Here is a 22,193-nt window from a genome sequence, read left to right as displayed (position 1 = left end):
GAAAAGCTGATTCCAACTATCATCCGTAAAGCATTGGCAGGAGAAAGCATACCTATCTATGGTGACGGTAAAAACATTCGTGACTGGTTATATGTACTTGATCACTGTAAAGGGATAGACTTAGTGTATCATACTGGTTTAGAAGCGAATGTTTATAATATTGGCGGAAGAAACGAGAGAACAAACCTACAGATAGTTGATCGTATCTGCTCGATTTTAGATGAGAAAGTTCCACAAGAAAACGGTAAAAGTTATAAAGAACTTATAACTTTCGTAGACGATAGAGCTGGACATGACAGACGTTATGCAATTGATGCTACAAAACTAGAAAATACTNTAAAAGTTATAAAGAACTTATAACTTTCGTAGACGATAGAGCTGGACATGACAGACGTTATGCAATTGATGCTACAAAACTAGAAAATACTCTTGGCTGGAAAGCTGATGAGAACTTTGATACTGGTATAGTTTTAACTGTTGATTGGTATCTTAAAAAATATGGCACAAAGAAATGATAAACGTTACTAAAACATATTTACCAAATAAAGAGAGATATAAACAGTATGTTGATGAAATTTATGCTAATGGTTGGATTACAAATAATGGTCCTATGGTACGTGAACTAGAAAAAAGACTTGCAGAATATTTAGGAGTGAAGAATATAGTCCTTGTGGCTAATGGTACTTTAGCATTAGAGATAGCTTATAGAACTTTAGATATTAAGGGGTTTGCTATAACTACACCATTTAGTTTTGTAGCAACAACGAGTTCCCTAGTGACTAATGGAATATTACCAATATTTACAGATATTGATTCTCATACTTTAAATATAGATCCAAAAAATATTGAAAAGCTTATTACTCCAAATACATCAGCAATAGTACCGGTACATATATTTGGAAATGGTTGTGAAGTAGAAGTAATTGAACAAATCGCAAAAGAACATAATTTAAAAGTTATTTATGATGCTGCACATGCTTTTGATGTTAGATTCAAAGGTCAAAGTATTTTGAATTATGGAAATATATCAACTTTAAGTTTTCACGCTACAAAATTATTTCATACAATAGAAGGAGGAGCGTTAGTTATTAACGATGATGATTTAGTGGAAAAAGCAAGATATCTCATAAATTTTGGTATTGAGAATCCTGAGTCAATACCACATCTTGGAACTAATGCAAAAATGAATGAGTTTGAAGCAGCTATGGGGTTATGTATGCTTGATGAGTTAGAATCAATTAATCAAAAAAGAAAAGAAGTATATGAAATTTATCAAAAAGAATTAGATAGTTTTGTGGAATTTCAAAAACAAAATGAAAATTCAACTAAAAACTATAGCTATTTTCCAGTAATGTTTGAAAATGAAAAACAACTTTTGAAGGTGCAGACAGCTTTAAATAAAAAGGAGATATTCCCTCGGAGATATTTTTATCAATCGCTTGATACTTTAGATTATATAGAACCTAAACAAATATGTAAGATATCGAGAGATATTTCAAAAAGGATACTTTGTTTACCTATATATCCGGAGCTCGAAAATGAAACTCAATTTAGAATAATACAAATTATTAAAGAGGTTTTATGAAAAAGGGGATTGTGATTTTTTCAGGTTTTAATCTCAGAGCTGTAGTTGCTTTTATTAGAACACTTGAAGAACAAAAATTACCTTATGTAATAATTGCAAAGTCTAAAGATGATGACATATTTAAAACACAATATAAAAAACAAGTATTTTCTATTAGACAAAAAATACACTTAGATTTGAATGATTTATTAAGTTCAATAAAAGAAATTAAAAAAAAGAGTGCCTTTGATAAATGTATGATAGCTCCATCAACAGAAGCACTTAATAGATTTATTTTAGATAATATAAACGATTTTAAGTACTTAAACTGCTTTATACCACTCGTTCCTAAAATCCAGTATGAAAAAATTTCAAATAAATATAGTTTTTCGTTGATGTGTAAAAAATATGGAATTAAGGTACCGGAAGAATATGAAAAGTTTGACAATATAAAGTTACCTTTTGTAGCAAAACCTAAAACATATTTGATTAATGGCAATACTTATGCTCCAATGATTATTAGAACGGTTGAAGAATTACAAGCATTTAAGTTAAAATATTCACTAAAGGATTTTTATTTTCAAGAATATGTCGAAGGTCGTTGTATATACTTGTTATACTATTTCGATAAAAAAGGACATGTATATAAACTTTCTCAAGAAAATTTTATACAGCAAGAAGCTGGAAAATCTATGATTTATGCTAAGTTATCTAACTTTCATAATCATAAAGTATCAAACAAATTTGAAATGATGTTTTTGCAAGAAAACTTCAATGGTTTAGTTATGATAGAACTAAAAGTACAAGATGATAATTATAAAATGATCGAGGCTAATCCAAGGTTTTGGGGGCCATCACAACTTTTTGTTGATGCAAATTATAACTTTTTTGAATTTTTGTTAAATGATTATGGCTTTGATGTAAAAACTTCTATTCAAGCTCAAAAAGGGAAAACATGTTATTTTTGGGATGATGGTATAAGTAAAAATATTGAAAATAGAGAAGCGTTAATGTTTTATAACTATACTAGAGAACAATTTTATAAAAACATAGATTCTTTACTACAGTGTGAAGTTTTTAATCGAAGAGATACAATAGAATTATATGGAAAAGAATATGAACATTGAAAAGAAATTAAAACAAATGTATACTAGTAGAAGTAAACATTCAAATTATCAGGTATTAGCAAGTGAACTAGAACCATTTTTGAATAGTAATGAGGTAAAGATAAACTCAAGAAATGAAAAAATAAGGTTGGATTATATTTTAAGCAATGTAAAAATTAAAGATAAAAACGTACTTGATATAGGTGGTAATACAGGATATTTTAGTTTTGAATTATTAGCTAATGAAGCGAAAAATGTAACTTATTATGAGGGTAATAAAGAACATGCAGAGTTTGTAAAACTTGCATCAAAAATATTAAATAGAGATGCTCAGATACTTATACATAACGAATACTATGATTTTAAGCAAGATGATAAATATGATATTGTTTTATTACTCAATGTATTACATCATATTGGAGATGATTTTGGTGATGATTCACTTTCAAAACAGAAAGCGTTAGCACAAATAATAGAATATTTAAATAATGTATTACTACAGGCAGACACTGTAGTTTTTCAATTAGGTTTTAATTGGAAAGGTAATATTTTATTACCTCTCTTTGAAAGTGGAACAAAAAAAGAGTTGATTGAGTTTATTATTTCTAATTTAAATGAAAAATTTCAAGTTGTAAAAATAGGTGTAGCGCAGAAGATTGGAAACATTATTAAATTTGAAGATGTAAATGAAAGGAATATTGAAAGAGATGATAGTTTAGGTGAGTTTCTAAATAGGCCTATTTTTATTATTAAAAAGAAAAATTTGAATAAATGATAAAACAAAAAATTTTAAAAAATATCTCATGGCTTTTTTTTGACAATATAGTTAGGATATTTGGTGGACTTCTAGTAGGTATTTGGGTTGCTAGGTATTTAGGCCCAAATGATTTTGGTATATTAAACTATTCATTAGCTTATACTGCATTATATATGTTTTTTGTTAAATTAGGTCTTGACCAAATCATAATAAGAGAAATAGTAAAAAAACCTAAGCTTACAAACTATATGATGGGTACTGCTTTTGGACTTAAATTTATAGGTTCTATAATTACTCTTTTTTTAATTTATCTTTCACTTTATTTTTTGGAAACGGATAGTATTACTAAAATCGTGATATTTATTATTAGTGTTGGATTCATTTTACAATCTATTGATGTTATAGATTTTTTTTACCAGTCAAAGGTACTTTCAAAATATGTAGTAATTGCCAGGAATACAGCGTTTATACTTAGTAGTTTACTCAAAATATATTTTATACTAAATGAATACAGTGTACTTTATTTTGCTGTAGCAAATGTATTTGATCTATTTTTATCTGGTTTGTTTTTAATCTTTATTTATAAAAAAACAGGCTATGCTATAAATAAATGGCGCTTTAGTACTAAGAAAGCTATTGAACTTCTAAAGTTTTCTTGGCCGTTGGCATTAAGTTTTTTTCTAATATCTATTTATACAAAAATTGATCAAGTTATGATTGGGAATATGTTAGATACGGAGAAAGTAGGTATTTATAGTGTAGCAGTAAGATTATCTGAAGTATGGCTGTTGATTCCAAATATTATGATTAGTACAATGATGCCTTATTTTGTTAGCTTAAGAGAAGAAAATAATCAGCTTTATCATGAAAGATTAGTATTGTTATACTCTTTTATGTTTTGGTTAGGAGTATTTGTTGGAATAGTGACAATAATATTTGGAGAAGACATCATTCTATTTCTATTTGGACAAGTATATCTAGGGGCATATGAAGCACTTATTTATAATATTTGGAGTGGTATATTCATTTCTCAGGCAGTTGCAAGAGGTATATGGTTAATAAGTGAGAATTTACAAAAATATAGATTGTATAATAATGTTATGGCAGTTGTATTAAATATATTTATGAATTTCATATTAATACCAAAATATGGAGTAGCTGGAGCAGCTTTGGCAACATTATGTACACAAGCTTTAAGTACATGGCTTTTTTCTTTTTTATGGAAACCAATGAGAAAAAGTACTTTGGAAATGATTAAGTCTATAAATCCTGTATACTTATACAACATAATAGGAAAACTTTTATGATAAAGAAGACAGAAAAAGAAATAATGAAAAATTGGGAGGGTGATCCTTATAATCCTATAGTGAGTATATGCTGTACTACTTATAATCACCAAAATTATATTGCTGAAGCTCTTGATAGTTTTTTAATGCAGGAAACTAATTTTGTTTTTGAAATTATTGTTAGAGATGATGCCTCTACTGATAAAACAGCTCATATTATTAGAGAATATGAAAAAAATTATCCTAATATAATTAAACCAATTTATGAAAAAGAAAATGGGTATCAAAAGGGTATTAGACCAATGCCAGTAACTTTTACAAAGGCAAAAGGAAAATACATAGCATTATGTGAAGGTGATGATTATTGGACAAGTTCTCAAAAATTAGCACTACAAATTAAATTTTTGGAAAAAAATATAGATTATGCTGGAATTGCACATCAATGTTCAATAATTGATGAAAATGGAAAAATAAAAAGAATGTTTTATCGAAGAAATATTAAAGAAGTATTGAGAAGTGCTGATTTTTTATCTGAGCCACCTTTTCAAACTGCTACATTTATGTTTAGAACTTCTTATTTGGAAAAATATCCATTAAGTCATAAATTTTATTCTGGTGATAAATTTTTATTTTCATTCATTAGCATTTTTGGAAAAGTTAAATATAACTCTCAAGTGCTTTCCTGTTATAGACAACATGAGCAAGGGATTTCACATGGAGTAGACTATCAAAAATTTGTAGATGATATACATATTCCATATATCCTATATTCAATTGATAAGAAGTATCCAAAATATAAACACTTGGCTTATATACATTTAAGTATGCTGATTCTAACTAAGAATATTAGATATTGGTCTTCTATAAAACATGGAGTCTTAGCAACTTTGTATTCTTTTAGCTATGTTCCAAAGAACTATGCTTTCTTAAAAAGTGTATTTTACCATTTATTGTTGAGAACCAAATGTCATATACTTCAAGATTAGTTTCAGTTGCTATTGCAACTTATAATGGTGAAAAATATTTAAGAAAACAATTGGACAGTATTTATAATCAAACATATCAAAATATAGAGGTTATTGTATGTGATGACTGTTCTGATGATAATACTATTAATATTTTAGAAGAGTATAGTAAAAAATATAATTTGATATATTATCTCAATGAATATAATTTAGGTTATGTAAAAAATTTTGAAAAAGCTATAAGTTTGTGTAATGGTGATTATATAGCCTTATCAGATCAAGATGATATTTGGTTACCTCAAAAGTTAGAGGTTTTAGTTGAAGAAATTGATAAAAATAGTGTAATCCATAGTGATGCTTTTTTAATAGATAATAGGGATCGTACAATAAGTGATTCATGGACAAAATTTTATAAAAAAAATACTAATACTGAGATGATAAAGTGTATTTTTGGTGAAAATGACATAACAGGATGCACTTGTATGATTACAAAAGAGTTTGTATCAAAAATTATACCTTTTCCTAAAGAGTTCAAATATCACGATATGTGGATAGCAATGGTAGGTATTAATAATGGTGGTATAAAATATATAGACAAACCTTTGATAATGTATAGACTTCATGAAAATAATGTTATAGGTGCAAATACTAAAGAGAAAAAAAGATTGAATTCTGTAGTAAGAAAAGAGTATTATTTGAATTTTTTGAGTCAATGTATTGTCATTTTACATCAATCAAATCTTTTAAAGTTAGATCAAAATAGTATTAGAGCAGTAATTGATAACATTTTAATGTATTCAAATCGTTATAATAGTTTTATTAATTTAAATGCATTTAAATATACGTTTAAATATTACAAATATTTATTTCCACGGGATACATCAAGTAAAAAATTATTAAAAATACTGAAGTTATTTATAGGAAATAGGCTCATTGCTTTATTTGAAAGGGACACTAAGTAGATGAAAATACTAGCATTTTACTTACCACAGTTTCATGAGATACCTGAAAACAATGAATGGTGGGGAAAAGGTTTTACTGATTGGACCAATGTTAAAAAAGCAACACAGTTAGTGAAGGGACAGTATCAGCCAAGAAAGCCTTTAAATGACAACTATTATGATCTTTTAGATTTAGCTGTTATGAAATGGCAATCAAAAATTGCTCAAGAACATGGAATATATGGATTTTGCTATTATCATTATTGGTTTAACGGAAAATTACTTTTAGAAAAGCCTTTAGAAAACATGTTGAAAGATAAAGAAGTAACTATTCCTTTCTGCTTTTCATGGGCTAATGAACCTTGGGCACGAACTTGGGATGGACAAAATACAAATGTACTAATGGCTCAAGACTATGGCACAGAAGAAGATTGGAAACTTCATTTTCAATATTTATTACCTTTTTTTCAAGATGAACGTTATATTAAATTGGATAATAAACCCATGTTCTTAATATATAGGACAGAAAACATTCCTAATGTTAATGAAATGATTTCGTATTGGAATGAATTGGCTATAGAAAATAGTTTTAATGGAATTTATTTAATAGAGACACTGAATTCTTTTCAAAAAAAAAGTTATGTAGATAATTCAGAAGCTTTAGTTGAGTTTGAGCCAATGTATACAATTAGTGGGAATGGAATGTCTTTGAGCTATAGAATATATGATAAACTATTAAAAATTTTTATTAATAAGGGATTGGCTTCTAAAAGTTATGACCATGTTTGGAAAACTATTTTGAATAGAAGTAATAGGTCAGTGAAGAAAAAAGTTTATTTGGGAGCTTTTTTTGATTGGGATAATACAGCTAGAAAAGTTTATCGAGGATTGTTTTTTAGAAATATGACTTTGGAAAAGTTTAGATACTATTTTAAACACCAAATTAATAAAGCAAAACAACAAAATAGTGAGTTTATTTTTTTTAATGCGTGGAATGAATGGGCTGAAGGTACATATTTAGAACCTGATAAAAAATATAAATTTAAAATTTTAGAGACGATTAAAGATGTAGTGGGATTTTATAAAAAAAATGATTGATATTCTTTTAGCAACTTATAATGGAGAAAAATACCTTTCAGCACAACTTGATTCAATTTTAAAACAAACATATCAAGATTTTAAAATTCTAATTCATGATGATGGTTCTACAGATAATACGATAAAAATTATTAAAAAATATGCATTAGAACATTCTGATAAATTAGTTGTTTTTGATGATAATATTAGAAAGGGTGGTGCTTGTCAAAATTTTTCTTATTTATTACAAAAAGCATCATCACCATATATTATGTTCTGCGACCAAGATGATATTTGGCTGGAAAATAGAGTTCAGATGTTTTTATCTTCAATGAAAGATACTGAAAAAAAGTATGGAAAAGATATACCTTTAATCGTTTTCTCTGATTTAATTGTTGTAGATGAAAAATTAAATATTATTAGTGAATCAATGGTAGAGTCTCAAAAATTAAACCCTAAAATTGCCAGCTTTTTTAAATTGTTAAAATGTCAAAATGTTATAACTGGCTGTGCAATGATGATAAATAAAAAAGCATTAGAAATATCAATACCTATCCCACAACAAGCACTTATGCATGATTGGTGGATAGCATTAAATGTAGCAAAATATGGTAAAAATATTTTTTTAGAAGATACAACAATACTATATAGACAGCATAGTACAAATTTAGTTGGATATCAAAAACCTTCTTTTATACGTTTTTTAAAAATTTTATTTTCTAAGAAGATTTTTAATGATTATATAAAAATTAAGAACATGTTAAATGAAAAAATGAGTTTTTATAGTTTTTGCATATGTAAAATAAAAGTAATTTTTTTACGAATATATAAAAAGTAGAATGTTGTATCAAGTTAATGCTTCAATAGTCCTTTATCATAATAAAATAGAACAACTCAAAAAAACGATCGAGAGTTTTTTAGCTACTACTTTAAATGTAAAATTGTATTTAGTAGACAACTCATCAAATGATGATCTAAAAGTGTTAAAAAATTTAGATGAGAGAATAGAATATATTTTTAATAATTCAAATTTGGGGTATGGTTCAGCACATAATATAGCTATGCGAAAAAGTATAGATGATGAAGTACCTTTTCATTTAGTTTTAAATCCAGATATATATTTTTCTACAGGGATTTTAGAAGAACTGTTTGAGTATATGCAAACACATCAAGATGTCGGTAATACTATGCCGCAAGTAAAATATCCTAATGGAACAATTCAATATTTAGCTAAGTTATTACCAACACCTAAAGATTTGGTTTTACGTCGGTTTATACCATTCAAAGCTTGGAAAGATAATAGAAATCGTAAGTATGAATTACGAGAGAGCGGCTATAATAAAATAATGAATATACCAAATCTAAGTGGTTGTTTTATGTTTTTAAGAACTTCAATTTTAGAAAAAGTAGGTCTTTTTGATGAGAATATTTTTATGTATTTAGAAGATACCGACTTAAATAGAAGAATACATAAGAATTATAAAACAATTTTTTATCCGAAAGTGGAAATAGTTCATGAGTATGCAAAAGAATCGTATGTCAATAAGAAACTTTTATTGTCCCATATTAAATCAGCAATATATTACTTTAATAAATGGGGTTGGTTTTTTGACAAAGAAAGAAAAAATTTTAATGAAAAGATTATGGAATTCCTTAAACAGTCATGATTAACTATAAAATAATATTTTAGATATAATTCTTCACATGATAGAAAATTTTTTAATTACATTCTTTATAGCTTTCATTGTTATTTATGCACTTATAAAATTAAAAGGTATAGTACGTTTAAATGATATTCCAAACGAGAGAAGTTTACATACTAAAACTATTCCAAGAAGTGGTGGTTTAGGAATATTTGTGTCTTTGTTGATTTTTTTTGTATATATGAACTTTTTTGATGGAAAAAACGTTTATCTATTGTTTTCAATTTTCATGGTTTTTCTTTTAGGCTTTTATGATGATATTTTTAGTGCAAATCCTAAATTCAAATTACTTGTTATATTTATAGCATCACTTGTGTTGTCGTTAGATGGTGTTTACTTAACATCATTAGGTGAGTATTTAGGGTTTAATTTAACTTTAGGTTTTTTCGCAATTCCTTTTACTGCTTTTGCTATTATAGGTTTCACAAATGCACTTAATTTAATAGATGGACTTGATGGTTTAGCCGGAGGAGTTAGTTTGATTATATTGTTGGCATTTGCACATATTGGGAATGAATTTGATGATATAGTAATTTTGACTTTGTCAACTGGATTACTCGGTGCTTTGAGTGCATTTTTATTCTTTAATTGGAATCCGGCAAAAATTTTTATGGGAGATAGTGGAAGTTTAACAATAGGTTTTATTTTGGCTGTTTTGGCACTTTTAAGTTCTCATTATATTCATCCGGTTGCAATTTTGTACTTTTTAGCAGTACCTGTGATAGATACGTTAATTGTAATGATCCGAAGAATAAAATATCAAGGATCCCCTTTTAAAGCTGATAATACACATATTCATCATATCTTAAATGATTTTTTTGGATCTGCTAAACAGACTACATTCTTTTTAATGATGTCACAGGCTATATTTTGCTTTTTAGGGTATGTAGTAGCAAGACATATAGAAAGTTATCCACTTGGTTTATTCCCAGTAGCCATGATCATTAGTTTTGTAATTTTAACTATAATGGCATATATGCTTTTTACAACAATTTTAAAAAATAAAGGTGAATTGAAGAAATAATGACACAACATTACTATAAACAAGAAGATGGGCAAAAAATAGCGACGGAAGTGAACTTAAATGCTTATGCATACTCTCAAAAGTATTCATGGCTTTTTAGTGTATTTATCAAGTTTGATTTAGAAGATAAAGCACAAGAGAAATATGAAGAATTTTTAGATACTAAAGCATCTATCATTATGAGTATAGAGCATGATGATGCGGCAAAATATGTAGGAAGCAGGGTAGTTGACGGGTGGACGGAGCTTTACTTTTATTCTAAAGATTCTAAATCTTTAAATAATAAAGTTTCACCAATTCTTAGTTCACTTGAATATCCTTACGAAGCAAATGTTGTAAGAGACGGTAAATGGGATTTTTATACACATAATCTTTATCCGACAGAACTTGAATCACACCACATGCAAAGTAGAGAAGTTTTAGAGATGTTGATAGATGAGGATGATGACCTAAGTATTGCACGTCCGGTAGAACATTATGTTTACTTTGATACGCCAACGCAAAAAGAGCGTTATGTTAAAAATTTATCGTTAGAGGGCTTTGAATACAAAGATGATATAGATTCAGAAGATTTTGACAACGGTATCGCACTTGTTAAAACACACGAGCTTTTACCTGAAGTAGTAGACAAAGCGGTAGAAGCTGTTTATGAAAGTTTACAAAAAGATCATGGGCATTACGAAGGGTGGAGTACTACTCTTATAGATGACGCTATAAACGATTGATGAATAAAAAAGAGAAAATATTTGCCGTAACGGGGATGATTAACTACATTATTGTAGTTTTTCTCAACGCTTTTACCGATTTAGGGCATAAGATAATTATTCAAAATACTATCTTTAAAATGTATGACGGTTCAACGCAAATCATGTTAACTGCAATCGTCAATGCATTGATCCTATTCCCTTTTATTTTAGTTTTTTCTCCTGCCGGTTTTTTAGCTGATCGATTTGCAAAAAGTAAAGTGATGCAACATTCGGCTCTTTTTGGGCTTGTATTAACTCTGCTCATCACCTTTACATATTATAAAGGGTGGTTTTTCTTCGCATTTGCTTTAACGTTCTTACTTGCCCTTCAAAGTGCCATATACTCCCCTGCAAAGTACGGGTACATAAAAGAGTTGGTTGGAGAGAAGTTGATAAGTAGTGGAAATGCTGCCGTTCAAGCCACAACAACTGTTGCTATTTTGGGTGGGATCATTATCTACTCGATCTTTTTTGAGAGCTTATACTCAGAGAGTTTAACTACAAAAGAGGAGATACTTCAAGCGATTGCCCCTTTAGGATGGCTTTTGGTACTTGGGATGACTGTAGAATGGGTGCTGACATTAAAAATGCCAAATACCCAGGCTCAATCAAGCAAGAGGACATTTGTTCTTAAAAGATACATCAAAGGTGTATATCTTCATAAAAACCTTAAAGCGATTAGTAGAAAACAAGAGATACTCGATGCTATTTTAGCACTCAGCTTCTTTTGGTCTATCTCTCAAGTTGTGTTGGCCATATTTGGTGAGTATGCAAAAACAGAGATAGGGATTACAAATACCGTATTTGTTCAAGGTGTTATGGCCTTAGCAGGGATCGGGATAGTAGCGGGTTCGATCATTGCGGCAAAACTTTCAAAAAATCATATCAATTTAGGTATCACAGGTATCGGTGCAATCTTTTTAACGGCAATAGTATTTTTAGTTCCGTTTGTACACTCTATGTGGATTATAGCTATTATGTTTACCTCTTTTGGTGTTTTTTCGGCATTTTTACTTGTCCCTTTAAATGCCCGTATTCAGTATCTTGCTTCAAATGTACATTTAGGAATGATATTAGCGGCAAGCAACTTTGTACAAAATATCTTTATGTTCTCATTTTTAGTGATAACAACTTTTTTTGCTTATTTTGGAATGAATGCCGAAGTACTATTTTATATGATGGGCTTTGTTGGAATTTATCTCATCTATAAATTGTTTAAAAACTATTTTGCTGAAATTTTTTGGAGTGTAGTAGGGGCGTTTATATCTTTGCGTTATAAAGTGGTGTATGAAGGTCTAGAAAACCTCTCTGATAACAAGGCGATCTTATTGCTTGGAAACCATGTAAGCTGGTTGGACTGGGCAATATTGCAATTTCCGTTTAGACGAAAAATAAACTACATGATGGATAAAGATATCTATTCGATCAAGTGGTTACAACCGCTACTCAAAAAAGGGGAGGTTATACCACTTTCTTCTCGAGCATTTAAAGATGCATTTAAAGAAGCTTCCCGCAGGTTAAAAGCTAAAAGAGTCGTAGCTATTTTCCCCGAAGGTGCCATAGCAAGAAATACCGATATAACAAACTTTCAAAAAGGGTTTGAATTGATAGATGGTGGCTATGACGGTTATGTCGTTCCTTTTTTCATAGATGGGATGTTTGGCAGCAAATTTGCAAAAAATAAAAAACCGAATCAACACAATGGCTTTTTTTCAAGACGTACAGTAAAAGTAATTTTTGGAGCACCTCTTTCTAAAAATATAAAAGCAAATGAAGTAGAGGAAAAAATAAAACAGATGAAGGAAGAACATGGAATTAAATAAACCGAAACATAATCTTTTTAGAAATGGTAAATATGCACTTGAGGGGTTTGTAGACATTGTAAAGCATGAAACATCATTTAAGTGGCAGCTTTTAATGCTCTTTAGTATGGGGATCATAGCATGGGTATTGCCTATAGATTTTTCCTATTCGGCTATTTTGTTTATCTCTTTATTTATACCGGTAGCTTCGGAAGTGGCAAACTCTGCGGTTGAGAGAGTTGTAGACCTTGTGACTCTTGATTATCACATCATGGCAAAAAAAGCAAAAGATGTAGGGGCTACACTTGTTTTACTTAGTTTGATTGTGACGGGCATGATTTGGATTTTTGTCCTGCTGATCGCATTTAAGATGGTCTAAACTTAATATTTCGTGTGCTAAAATATCAGTACAAAATATAGGAGAACACTGCAATGAATACAACATTGATTATTGGTGCCGGTGGAGTAGGAAGAGTTGTTGCGCATAAATGTGCAATGAATGCTGATGTATTTGGAAAAATCATCCTTGCAAGCCGTACAAAATCTAAGTGTGATGAGATCGCTTCGGAAATTAAAAATGTAACTATTGAGACAGCAAGTATTGATGCTGATAATACTGAAGAACTTATTGAATTTATAAAACAAATTGGTGCTGATATTGTTATTAACGTGGCATTACCGTATCAAGATTTAACTATTATGGATGCATGTATTGCTACAAATACACCGTATTTAGATACTGCAAACTATGAACATCCTGATGAAGCTAAGTTTGAGTACAAAGAGCAGTGGGCAAGAGACGAGAAATTTAAAGAAGCTGGTATTATGGGACTTCTTGGAAGTGGCTTCGATCCTGGTGCTACAAATGTATTTTGTGCATATGCGCAAAAGCATTACTTTGACGAGATCCATTACATTGACATTTTAGATTGTAATGCCGGTGATCACGGGTATCCGTTTGCAACAAACTTCAACCCTGAGATTAATCTTCGTGAAGTAAGTGCAAAAGGGCGCTACTGGGAAAACGGTGAGTGGATAGAAACTGAGCCTATGGAGATTATGCAAGTTTGGGATTATCCTGAAGTAGGGCCGAAAGACTCTTATCTTCTTTACCATGAAGAGATGGAATCGCTTGTACAAAATATTAAAGGTTTAAAACGTATCCGTTTCTTTATGACATTTGGACAAAGTTATCTAAAACATATGGAAGTGCTTCAAAATGTTGGTATGCTAGGGATTGAGCCTGTTGAGCACCAAGGGCAAAAAATTATTCCGATCGAGTTCTTAAAAACATTGCTTCCTGATCCAGCATCTCTTGGTCCTAGAACTAAAGGGAAAACAAACATCGGTATTGTTGCTGAAGGTATTAAAGACGGTGTGAAGAAAAAAATCTACATCTACCAAGTAAAAGATCATGAAGAGTGCTATAAAGAGGTACTTTCTCAGGGAGTTTCATATACAACCGGAGTTCCTGCAATGATTGGTGCAAAACTGATGTTAGAAGAGATTTGGAGCGGTACAGGTGTGTTTAATATGGAACAGCTTGATCCGGATCCATTTATGGAAGAGATGAACAAACAAGGACTTCCTTGGAAAGTTAAAGAGCTGGAAGTGTAAGTTATGACTTTTGCCGACATAGCACAAAGGATTGAGACTCTCCCTTCACTTTCTTCGATAGCTGAAGAGATACAAGATATCTACAGCGGTAAAACTGGAGATATCGATATTGTAAAGCTGTCTAAGGCGATAGAGTCAGATGCTATGTTAACGGCAAATATTTTAAAGATGATCAACTCTCCGTATTACGGATTTAAAACTAAGATTTCATCTATTACTCTGGCAATTACTCTGCTGGGGGCAAGAAAGATTATAGTTTTAGTGATCCACTACGCTTTGTTAAACAATGTAAAAGCCGATATGAGTGTTTACAATCTTACGAATGAACAGTTTAATGAATTGTGCCACCTGCAAAGTGCATTAATGTTACAATGGTTTTCCCAAATTGATGTTCAAGAAGCAGGCTTTTTATCATCATTAGCACTTATTATGGAGGGCGGAAAACTCATCTTAGCGCATGAAGTTATAGAGAGTGAGTATACAAGTGAATTTCGCCAAGGTTTTAATGAGTGTGAAAATTCAGATGAGTATGAACGGGAACTTTTGGGAGTAACAAGTTACTACATCTCGGCAAAGCTGTTTGAGCATTGGAATCTGGATGAACTATATATTAAGATTTTAGAAGGGCTTAATGAGCAAGAGTGCTCTCAAGACGATAAAAAAATTTGTGAATTTATTAAGGCCCTTAACATAGTCCGCACAGCCATTAATGTCAAAGAGGTTTTAACCGAAGACTCTATTTCAAAAAGTGTAAAACTTGTTGAAGAGATGGGTTATGATCATAAATATTTTGAGCATACGGCTTATAGATTACAGGCAAAATATCTAAATTTGAATATTGAAAACTAGAAAGGGATCTAAGTTGAGAGATATACCTACACCGGCATATGTATGTGAAGAAGAATTATTAGAGAAAAATCTAAAACTACTTGAGTATGTACAAGAAGAAAGCGGTGCAAAAATTATTTTAGCACTTAAAGGTTTTGCTATGTGGTCTACTTTTGACCTTGTTGCAAAATATTTACAAGGGTGCACGGCAAGCGGTTTACACGAAGCTAAATTAGCTCGTGAAGAGTTTTGCAGACACAACGAAAAAGCAGAAGTACATACATACTCACCCGCCTTTAAAGAGGAAGATATTGAAGAGATCGCAAAAATCTCTGATCACATAGTATTTAATTCTCCAAATCAATTGAAGAGATTTGTTTTAAAAGTCAAAGAGATAAATCCGAATATAGAAATTTCTTTACGTCTTAACCCTGAAGTTTCATCCTCTCCGGTGGATATTTATAACCCTTGCGGTCTTTATTCACGCCTTGGAACAACACTTGCAAACTTTGATGAGAGTATACTTGAACACCTTGATGGGCTGAATTTCCATGCCTTATGTGAGCAAGATGCTGATGCACTTGAAGAGGTTTTACTCTCTTTTGAGGAAAAGTTTGGAAAATATTTTAAAAATTTAAAGTATGTAAACTTTGGAGGAGGACATCATATTACTAGAAAAGATTATGATGTTGAGAAACTTGTTTGGTTAATCAAAGAATTTAAGAAAAAATATAACAATATTGATGTTTATCTAGAACCAGGTGAAGCTGTCGGTTGGCAAACTGGATATCTTGTTTCAACAGTCTTAGATACATTTCACAACGGTATGGATGTAGCTATTTTAGATACGTCAGCCGAGGCTCATATGCCGGACACTTTAGCGATGCCTTATCGTGCAGATGTGAGAGGCAGCGGTGAAGCGGGTGAAAAGCCTTACACATATAGAATGGGTGGAAATACTTGTCTTGCAGGTGATATTATGGGGGATTACTCTTTTGATGAACCGTTAAAGATTGGTGATAAAATAATTTTTGAAGATCAAATACACTATACTTTTGTGAAAAATACAACTTTCAACGGAATAGCTTTGCCATCATTGGCAATTAAAAGAAAAGATGGTACGATAGAAGTTATTAAACAGTTCGGATACGATGATTATAAAGGGCGATTGTCATAAAATAGTGACAAAGTAAGATATTATGAAAAAAATTAAAAATATATGGTCATTGTTCTTTATACTATTTTCATTTATCTCAATAGTCTTTCTATATATCGCTTATCTTAGATATAACGCAATTTTAGAAACAAATAAAACTCTTACATCTTCGTACAATAAAATTCTATATAACAGTTTAGATACAACACTGAGTCAAAATGAGGTGTTGTTAGATACATTGGCTCAAGAACTTTTATCTTTTGAACTCTTAAAAAATAAAGAGAATTCAAGAGAACTTCTTCAAAAAGCTTTAGAAAATTCCAAATATGTTATTGGCTTTGGACTCACAGATACAAAAGGGAACCTTTTAGTAACAAGTGCAAATATCGACATAAAAAAGACACCAAATATTTTAACAAACGATGCAGTGAGAACTACATTTGAAAAAGCTTTAAAGAGCGATCGAATGGTGGTCGGGCGTACATATTTTTTCCCACCTTTAAACTCTTGGGTAATCCCTGTAAGAAAAGCTGTACGTGATCATGAAGGAAATATTTTAGGAGTTATGATCGCCGGTCTTGTAAACAATAAGCAAAACAATATTTTTAACGGTATCTCTTTAGATGATGAAAGAACAATACTTTTAGTACATGATTTAGATAAAAACAATCAGTATTATAGAATGTATTTTAGCAATAAACACGACTCTGACTATAAGAAGATGTATGAAAATCCCCTAAAGAAAACCACTTATGCTGTACTTATGGAGAATTTACAAAAAGAGTTTCATATCTCAAGCATTGAAGAGATTAAAGATGGAAAGATCTATTATACATCTACAAAACTGCCAAACCACAAAAGTATATTTCTATCGATCTCTTATAATCAAAAATACAAGATCTGGGTCGTAGTGTCCCAAAAACAAGCGTTTGTAAACACGGTAGTATTTGACAATTTATTATCAATTTTTACTATTTACTTCTTTATTATTATAAGTTTTGTTCTTTTCTTTAGAACAATTGCAAGAAAAGAGAAGGAAAAAGAGGCAGAGTTGATCTATAAAGTGAACCATGACACTTTAACAGGTCACTACAATAGGGATTATATAGGGAATGATACTGCTGTAATTGAAGGTTTAAAAGATAAAGAGTTTGAAGTAATATTTTTAGATATAGACAATTTTAAAAATATCAATGATCGCTTTGGCCACCATATAGGAGATAAAGTACTAGTCGGGCTCTCAGGGAAGTTAAATAAGTTCTTTAATGAAGAAGATATTATCATCCGTCACGGCGGAGATGAGTTTATCGTCCTAAGTTTTTCTAAGCTTGATCATAACGAGCTGATAGAACTGATATCAACACCTTGTGCAATCGATGAACTAGAATTTAGACTTGGAGTGAGTATGGGGATCTCTAAATATCCATACGATTCTGTGAACTTGGACGAGCTTTTCAGTATGGCCGACATAGCTATGCATGAAGCAAAAAAAGTGCGTAATTCCTACAAGTACTTTAACCAAGAGATGTATCAAAAATCTATGGAAAATTCAGATATAGAACACCAGCTCAGACACGCTTTGGATAATGATGAATTTTACATGATGTATCAACCGCAAATATCTTCAGATATGCAGATATACGGCGTAGAAGCTCTAATAAGATGGGAAAACAAAAAGCTGGGCTTTGTACCGCCTGACAAGTTTATATCTGTTGCCGAAGATAACGGAATGATCTTAAAGATCGGTGAATGGGTCATAAATAGATCTTTACGTGATATAAAAGAGATTTGGGAAGAGACGGGACATAAGTTTCATATCTCGTTAAATATATCTGTTATACAGTTTATGGAAGCAGGGTTTTTAGAGGTACTTTTAGATGCGATTTCTGAGATAGGGATAGATAAAACCTATGTTACTCTTGAAATTACCGAAAGTTTGGCTATTGAAGAGTTTAACTATGTAATTCCACTCTTAAATAAAGTAAGAGAAAACGGGATCGAGATCTCTCTTGATGACTTTGGTACGGGGTACTCTTCACTCTCGATCTTAAATAAGCTTCCGATCTCTGAAATTAAGATCGATAAACAGTTTGTAGATGGTGTTCTGAAAAATACTGAGAACTCCTTGATAAAGACCATATTCTCTATCGGGAAAAACTTCTCGTTTAAGATCGTATGTGAGGGAACTGAGACAGCAGCACAAGTGGAAGTACTTAAAGAACACGGATGTGATATTTTTCAAGGGTATCATTTCTCAAAACCGTTAAAAAAAGATCAGTTGATTAGATATATAAAGGACTTTTATGATCGAAGATAAAGAGCGATGGAATAAACGACATGTTGAAAAACCTATGCGTCACAGTGTAGAACCTCTTTTAGAAAAGTATATGAAAGAGGCGAATGTTGGAAAAGCTTTAGATATAGCTTGCGGAATAGGGCGTAATACTCATTTTATGCACGAGCAAGGATTTGAAGTAGATGCGGTAGACATAAGTGACTATGCACTTTCTCAGATCAAAGAAGATGAAAAGATCAAGAAAATTGAAACCGATTTAGATACTTACAATCTTGAGTTAGAAAACTACGATCTGATCGTCAATATTAACTTCCTAAGCAGACGTTTACATCCACAGATTAAAGATGCACTCAAACCTGAGGGAGTACTAATATACGAGACTTTTATCATAGCTCACGGAGATTTTCAAAGCCCTTCAAATCCAGAATTTTTACTGAGAAAAAATGAACTTTTACATGCTTTTATAGGTTTAGATATTATCTATTATGAAGAGCGTGATGACATTAATTTACGTGGTGAAAACACGAGAGTCGCTTCTTTGGTAGCTAGAAAGCCTTAAGCTTTTTTTACTATAATAATACTTTATTAATTTAAACAACTAAGGTATCTATGACAAAGAGAACATCATTTGCTATTTTCAAGTCGGTTGTTATTGCCCTTTTTTTAAGAGAGGTACAAACTCGCTTTGGAACTAAAAAGATGGGATATTTTTGGGCAATTTTCGATGCTATGTTAATGGTTTTAATCTTTGCCGGTTTAAAATCTGCTATTTCTGATAACTCAATGCCTGGTATTGATTTCCCAGTATTTTTAGCAACAAGTTTTTTAGCATTTTTTTTATGGAAAAATATTGTTAGTAAATCTATGAGTGCTTTTTCAGCTAACCAAGCTCTTTTTGCCTATAGACAGGTGAAACCTTTTGATACTATTGTAACTCGTGTTATTTTAGAAATTTTAGTAAGTAGTGTGGCTACACTTGTTTTTTTAGCAATTGGAGTTTATTTTGAATTTGATATTGCCATAAAAGATTTTAATATGGTAATGTTTGCAGTTGTATGGCTCTGTGTTTTTGGTTTTGGACTTGGGCTTATGTCTGCTGTATTTGCATACTTTTACGAGACCTTTGGAAAAATAATGAATATTATTATGACACCTCTTCTTTTTGTCTCAGCACTTATGTACACGGTAGACTCTCTTCCTCCAGTGCTTAGAGAGATCATCCTTTACAATCCACTTGTTCATTTTATAGAGATGATTCACGGTTTTTATTTTCACGCACTCGATACTCAGTATGTTGACTATGAGTATATGATCTACTGGACTCTTTTACCACTATTTATAGGTTTGTTCTTTTACACAAAAAGTGAGAAAAGGATTCTCTCTTCATGATTGAACTTCGAAATGCTACAAAATATTTTCAGACAAAACATGAAAAAAAATATATCCTTAACAATGTCTCGATCACGATCCCTTCTGGGAAAAATGTAGGGATTTTGGGGCGTAACGGTGCAGGAAAGTCAACCCTTCTTAGAATGCTTGGTGGTATAGATTTCCCAAATTCAGGAGTGATTAGCTCGCAAAATAGTTTTTCATGGCCTATGGGACTTGCAGGTGGTTTTCAAGGTTCTATGACGGGGCGTCAAAATGTAAAATTTGTATGTCGCATCTATGGAAAGAGTGAGTATGAGATTGAAGAAGCTGTCGAGTCGGTAAGAGCGTTTGCCGAGATCGGAGATTATTTCGATATGCCGATTAAAACATATTCGAGCGGTATGAAATCACGTCTTAGTTTTGGGCTGAGTTTGGTTTTTGATTTTGATTATCTAATCATAGATGAAACACTTTCAGTTGGGGATAAAAACTTTCAAGAGAAGTCAAAAAAAGCATTAAGAAAAAAGATAGAAAATTGTAATGTTTTACTAGTAAGTCACTCTATGCCGGTTCTCAAAGAGATTTGTGATGCCGGAATAGTTGTGCATCAAGGGAAGATACACTACTGTGATGACATTAATGATGCAATAAATACATACAATAAGATAAACAAATAAAGAGATTTTAATGATAAAAAAACTTATACAATTATTTTGGTTTGAAAAAACAAAAAAAGAGGAAGAACACAGAACTATCCGAAAGAACTTTGCTCGGATCAGGCGTCACGGTTTATTAGGAACTTTAGAGCGACTTAATAAAGACTATAAACAAATTGATACAGATTATATTACAAAAAGTATCCTCAATGAAAGATATATGAAGTTGAAATTACGTTTTGCTTTTATTCTTGTTTTTTTAGTGAGTAGTTTTTATGTAGTGTTCTTAAAGTCTGAACTTTATGAATCAAAAACTGCACTTGTAGTACGCGATATGAATCAAAATCCAACTTCTTCAACATTAGGACTTTCACTTCTTGGTATGGGAAGCTCTTCACAACTGCAAGATTCTAAGATTGTAGAGGAGTACTTAAAGTCACTCGATGTTTATACTTTAGTAGACCAAAAGTTTCATTTGACACAACACTACAAAAGTGATGCTATAGACTTTGTAGAAAGACTTCCTGAAGATGCAACACAAGAGAAAGTTTTAGATTTTTACAACAAACATCTTGTAGTTTACTATGATGAAGTCTCAGGGATCTTAAGTGTGGCATTTGCTCATGTCGATCCTAAAAAAGCACAAGAGATTTTAGAGTTTTTAGTACAAAATGTAGACTATCAGATCAACGAATTTAACAGAAAAAAAGCGAAAAAACAGTTGAAATTTATTGAAGGTGAATTTGCAAAAGCAAGAGAGAAGATGGAAAACTCTTCTGCACAACTAGAAGCATACCAAAATAAACACCTTTTACTTGATCCGACAGCCGAAGCAACATCATCAAGCGGGATCATAGCTGAACTTGAAGTAAGTTTGACACAGAAACAGATCGAGTACGCTACAAAAAAGAGTTATTTGAATGAAGATAACTTTGAACTTGTGAACTTAAAAAATGAGATCAGACAAATCAAGCAAACGATTGCAAAAACTAAGAAAAGTTTAACAGGCAATGAAGACAATCCATTAAACAAAGTACTTATAGCGTATGAGAAATTAAAAATGCAACTAGAGTTTGACACTGAGGTGTATAAAAATGCCCTAATTCAGCTTGAAACAACAAAAATCGATGTTGTAAAAAATGATAAAACGCTTAGTGTACTTAGTAAACCAAATCTTCCGGATGGCTATACATATCCAAACAAACCTAAAGTATTTATAACGATACTTATCATAACATTGTTGATGTATGGTATCTTTTCAATGTTAAGTCAAATAATTAAAGATCATAAAGAGTAGA

At 31.1% G+C, this 22,193-nt stretch carries 21 protein-coding genes and 1 pseudogene; all 22 read left to right on the top strand.

Annotated elements, in window-relative coordinates; all coding sequences use genetic code 11:
* A pseudogene (locus QWY88_RS03590) lies at positions 1–515 on the top strand (GDP-mannose 4,6-dehydratase); the annotation flags it as partial.
* Complete coding sequence (locus tag QWY88_RS03580; RefSeq protein ID WP_304544140.1) at positions 512–1,585, top strand: DegT/DnrJ/EryC1/StrS family aminotransferase; 1,074 nt, start codon at positions 512–514, stop codon at positions 1,583–1,585. The pseudogene QWY88_RS03590 and the gene QWY88_RS03580, both read left to right, overlap by 4 nt.
* Complete coding sequence (locus QWY88_RS03575; RefSeq protein ID WP_304544138.1) at positions 1,582–2,691, top strand: hypothetical protein; 1,110 nt, start codon at positions 1,582–1,584, stop codon at positions 2,689–2,691. Before QWY88_RS03580 ends, QWY88_RS03575 begins: the two co-directional genes overlap by 4 nt.
* Positions 2,681–3,445 carry a class I SAM-dependent methyltransferase gene (locus QWY88_RS03570; RefSeq protein WP_304544134.1) on the top strand — a complete coding sequence of 255 codons (765 nt, stop codon included), beginning with the start codon at positions 2,681–2,683 and terminating at the stop codon, positions 3,443–3,445. Before QWY88_RS03575 ends, QWY88_RS03570 begins: the two co-directional genes overlap by 11 nt.
* Complete coding sequence (locus QWY88_RS03565) at positions 3,442–4,734, top strand: flippase (protein WP_304544132.1); 1,293 nt, start codon at positions 3,442–3,444, stop codon at positions 4,732–4,734. The genes QWY88_RS03570 and QWY88_RS03565 overlap by 4 nt, the downstream gene beginning before the upstream one ends.
* Complete coding sequence (locus tag QWY88_RS03560; RefSeq protein ID WP_304544130.1) at positions 4,731–5,699, top strand: glycosyltransferase; 969 nt, start codon at positions 4,731–4,733, stop codon at positions 5,697–5,699. The genes QWY88_RS03565 and QWY88_RS03560 overlap by 4 nt, the downstream gene beginning before the upstream one ends.
* Positions 5,678–6,640: a glycosyltransferase family 2 protein gene (locus tag QWY88_RS03555; protein WP_304544128.1), complete on the top strand. Its 963-nt coding sequence runs from the start codon at positions 5,678–5,680 to the stop codon at positions 6,638–6,640. The genes QWY88_RS03560 and QWY88_RS03555 overlap by 22 nt, the downstream gene beginning before the upstream one ends.
* Entirely contained in the window at positions 6,641–7,717 is a 1,077-nt protein-coding gene (locus QWY88_RS03550; protein WP_304544126.1) for a glycosyltransferase WbsX family protein, read from the top strand. It begins immediately after the preceding gene.
* On the top strand, positions 7,710–8,534 hold the full coding sequence (locus QWY88_RS03545; RefSeq protein ID WP_304544124.1) for a glycosyltransferase family 2 protein: 825 nt from the start codon (positions 7,710–7,712) through the stop codon (positions 8,532–8,534). Before QWY88_RS03550 ends, QWY88_RS03545 begins: the two co-directional genes overlap by 8 nt.
* 1 nt (position 8,535) lies before the next feature.
* Complete coding sequence (locus QWY88_RS03540; protein ID WP_304544122.1) at positions 8,536–9,363, top strand: glycosyltransferase family 2 protein; 828 nt, start codon at positions 8,536–8,538, stop codon at positions 9,361–9,363.
* A gap of 37 nt (positions 9,364–9,400) precedes the next feature.
* Positions 9,401–10,423 carry a glycosyltransferase family 4 protein gene (locus QWY88_RS03535; protein ID WP_304544120.1) on the top strand — a complete coding sequence of 341 codons (1,023 nt, stop codon included), beginning with the start codon at positions 9,401–9,403 and terminating at the stop codon, positions 10,421–10,423.
* A complete protein-coding gene (locus QWY88_RS03530) occupies positions 10,423–11,148 on the top strand; it encodes a DUF695 domain-containing protein (RefSeq protein WP_304544119.1) in 726 nt (241 codons plus the stop codon). The genes QWY88_RS03535 and QWY88_RS03530 overlap by 1 nt, the downstream gene beginning before the upstream one ends.
* Positions 11,148–12,992 carry an MFS transporter gene (locus QWY88_RS03525; protein ID WP_304544117.1) on the top strand — a complete coding sequence of 615 codons (1,845 nt, stop codon included), beginning with the start codon at positions 11,148–11,150 and terminating at the stop codon, positions 12,990–12,992. The genes QWY88_RS03530 and QWY88_RS03525 overlap by 1 nt, the downstream gene beginning before the upstream one ends.
* Positions 12,979–13,350, top strand: a complete 372-nt coding sequence (locus QWY88_RS03520) for a diacylglycerol kinase (RefSeq protein WP_304544115.1) — start codon at positions 12,979–12,981, stop codon at positions 13,348–13,350. Before QWY88_RS03525 ends, QWY88_RS03520 begins: the two co-directional genes overlap by 14 nt.
* Positions 13,351–13,403: 53 nt before the next feature.
* Complete coding sequence (locus tag QWY88_RS03515; protein ID WP_304544113.1) at positions 13,404–14,588, top strand: saccharopine dehydrogenase family protein; 1,185 nt, start codon at positions 13,404–13,406, stop codon at positions 14,586–14,588.
* Between the two features lie 3 nt (positions 14,589–14,591).
* A complete protein-coding gene (locus QWY88_RS03510) occupies positions 14,592–15,437 on the top strand; it encodes an HDOD domain-containing protein (RefSeq protein WP_304544111.1) in 846 nt (281 codons plus the stop codon).
* Positions 15,438–15,450: 13 nt separating this feature from the next.
* A complete protein-coding gene (nspC, locus tag QWY88_RS03505; RefSeq protein ID WP_304544109.1) occupies positions 15,451–16,593 on the top strand; it encodes a carboxynorspermidine decarboxylase in 1,143 nt (380 codons plus the stop codon).
* Positions 16,594–16,615: 22 nt separating this feature from the next.
* On the top strand, positions 16,616–18,889 hold the full coding sequence (locus QWY88_RS03500) for a bifunctional diguanylate cyclase/phosphodiesterase (RefSeq protein WP_304544107.1): 2,274 nt from the start codon (positions 16,616–16,618) through the stop codon (positions 18,887–18,889).
* A complete protein-coding gene (locus tag QWY88_RS03495; protein WP_304544106.1) occupies positions 18,876–19,427 on the top strand; it encodes a class I SAM-dependent methyltransferase in 552 nt (183 codons plus the stop codon). Before QWY88_RS03500 ends, QWY88_RS03495 begins: the two co-directional genes overlap by 14 nt.
* 50 nt (positions 19,428–19,477) lie before the next feature.
* Positions 19,478–20,257 carry an ABC transporter permease gene (locus QWY88_RS03490; RefSeq protein WP_304544104.1) on the top strand — a complete coding sequence of 260 codons (780 nt, stop codon included), beginning with the start codon at positions 19,478–19,480 and terminating at the stop codon, positions 20,255–20,257.
* Entirely contained in the window at positions 20,254–20,916 is a 663-nt protein-coding gene (locus QWY88_RS03485; protein ID WP_304544102.1) for an ABC transporter ATP-binding protein, read from the top strand. Before QWY88_RS03490 ends, QWY88_RS03485 begins: the two co-directional genes overlap by 4 nt.
* A gap of 10 nt (positions 20,917–20,926) precedes the next feature.
* Positions 20,927–22,192 carry a KpsE/RkpR family capsule polysaccharide export protein gene (locus QWY88_RS03480; RefSeq protein WP_304544100.1) on the top strand — a complete coding sequence of 422 codons (1,266 nt, stop codon included), beginning with the start codon at positions 20,927–20,929 and terminating at the stop codon, positions 22,190–22,192.
* Position 22,193 lies beyond the last annotated feature (1 nt).

The organism is Sulfurimonas sp. hsl 1-7 (assembly GCF_030577135.1).
GTDB classification, from domain to species: Bacteria; Campylobacterota; Campylobacteria; order Campylobacterales; family Sulfurimonadaceae; genus Sulfurimonas; species Sulfurimonas microaerophilus.
Note: the sequence above shows the minus strand (reverse complement) of the source record. Positions and strands in the feature narration are given on the sequence as shown.

Coding starts and splice junctions, on each gene's coding strand:
- QWY88_RS03580 (WP_304544140.1), top strand. CDS start 512: ATGATAAACGTTACTAAAACATATTTACCAAATAAAGAGAGATATAAA.
- QWY88_RS03575 (WP_304544138.1), top strand. CDS start 1,582: ATGAAAAAGGGGATTGTGATTTTTTCAGGTTTTAATCTCAGAGCTGTA.
- QWY88_RS03570 (WP_304544134.1), top strand. CDS start 2,681: ATGAACATTGAAAAGAAATTAAAACAAATGTATACTAGTAGAAGTAAA.
- QWY88_RS03565 (WP_304544132.1), top strand. CDS start 3,442: ATGATAAAACAAAAAATTTTAAAAAATATCTCATGGCTTTTTTTTGAC.
- QWY88_RS03560 (WP_304544130.1), top strand. CDS start 4,731: ATGATAAAGAAGACAGAAAAAGAAATAATGAAAAATTGGGAGGGTGAT.
- QWY88_RS03555 (WP_304544128.1), top strand. CDS start 5,678: ATGTCATATACTTCAAGATTAGTTTCAGTTGCTATTGCAACTTATAAT.
- QWY88_RS03550 (WP_304544126.1), top strand. CDS start 6,641: ATGAAAATACTAGCATTTTACTTACCACAGTTTCATGAGATACCTGAA.
- QWY88_RS03545 (WP_304544124.1), top strand. CDS start 7,710: ATGATTGATATTCTTTTAGCAACTTATAATGGAGAAAAATACCTTTCA.
- QWY88_RS03540 (WP_304544122.1), top strand. CDS start 8,536: ATGTTGTATCAAGTTAATGCTTCAATAGTCCTTTATCATAATAAAATA.
- QWY88_RS03535 (WP_304544120.1), top strand. CDS start 9,401: ATGATAGAAAATTTTTTAATTACATTCTTTATAGCTTTCATTGTTATT.
- QWY88_RS03530 (WP_304544119.1), top strand. CDS start 10,423: ATGACACAACATTACTATAAACAAGAAGATGGGCAAAAAATAGCGACG.
- QWY88_RS03525 (WP_304544117.1), top strand. CDS start 11,148: ATGAATAAAAAAGAGAAAATATTTGCCGTAACGGGGATGATTAACTAC.
- QWY88_RS03520 (WP_304544115.1), top strand. CDS start 12,979: ATGGAATTAAATAAACCGAAACATAATCTTTTTAGAAATGGTAAATAT.
- QWY88_RS03515 (WP_304544113.1), top strand. CDS start 13,404: ATGAATACAACATTGATTATTGGTGCCGGTGGAGTAGGAAGAGTTGTT.
- QWY88_RS03510 (WP_304544111.1), top strand. CDS start 14,592: ATGACTTTTGCCGACATAGCACAAAGGATTGAGACTCTCCCTTCACTT.
- QWY88_RS03500 (WP_304544107.1), top strand. CDS start 16,616: ATGAAAAAAATTAAAAATATATGGTCATTGTTCTTTATACTATTTTCA.
- QWY88_RS03495 (WP_304544106.1), top strand. CDS start 18,876: ATGATCGAAGATAAAGAGCGATGGAATAAACGACATGTTGAAAAACCT.
- QWY88_RS03490 (WP_304544104.1), top strand. CDS start 19,478: ATGACAAAGAGAACATCATTTGCTATTTTCAAGTCGGTTGTTATTGCC.
- QWY88_RS03485 (WP_304544102.1), top strand. CDS start 20,254: ATGATTGAACTTCGAAATGCTACAAAATATTTTCAGACAAAACATGAA.
- QWY88_RS03480 (WP_304544100.1), top strand. CDS start 20,927: ATGATAAAAAAACTTATACAATTATTTTGGTTTGAAAAAACAAAAAAA.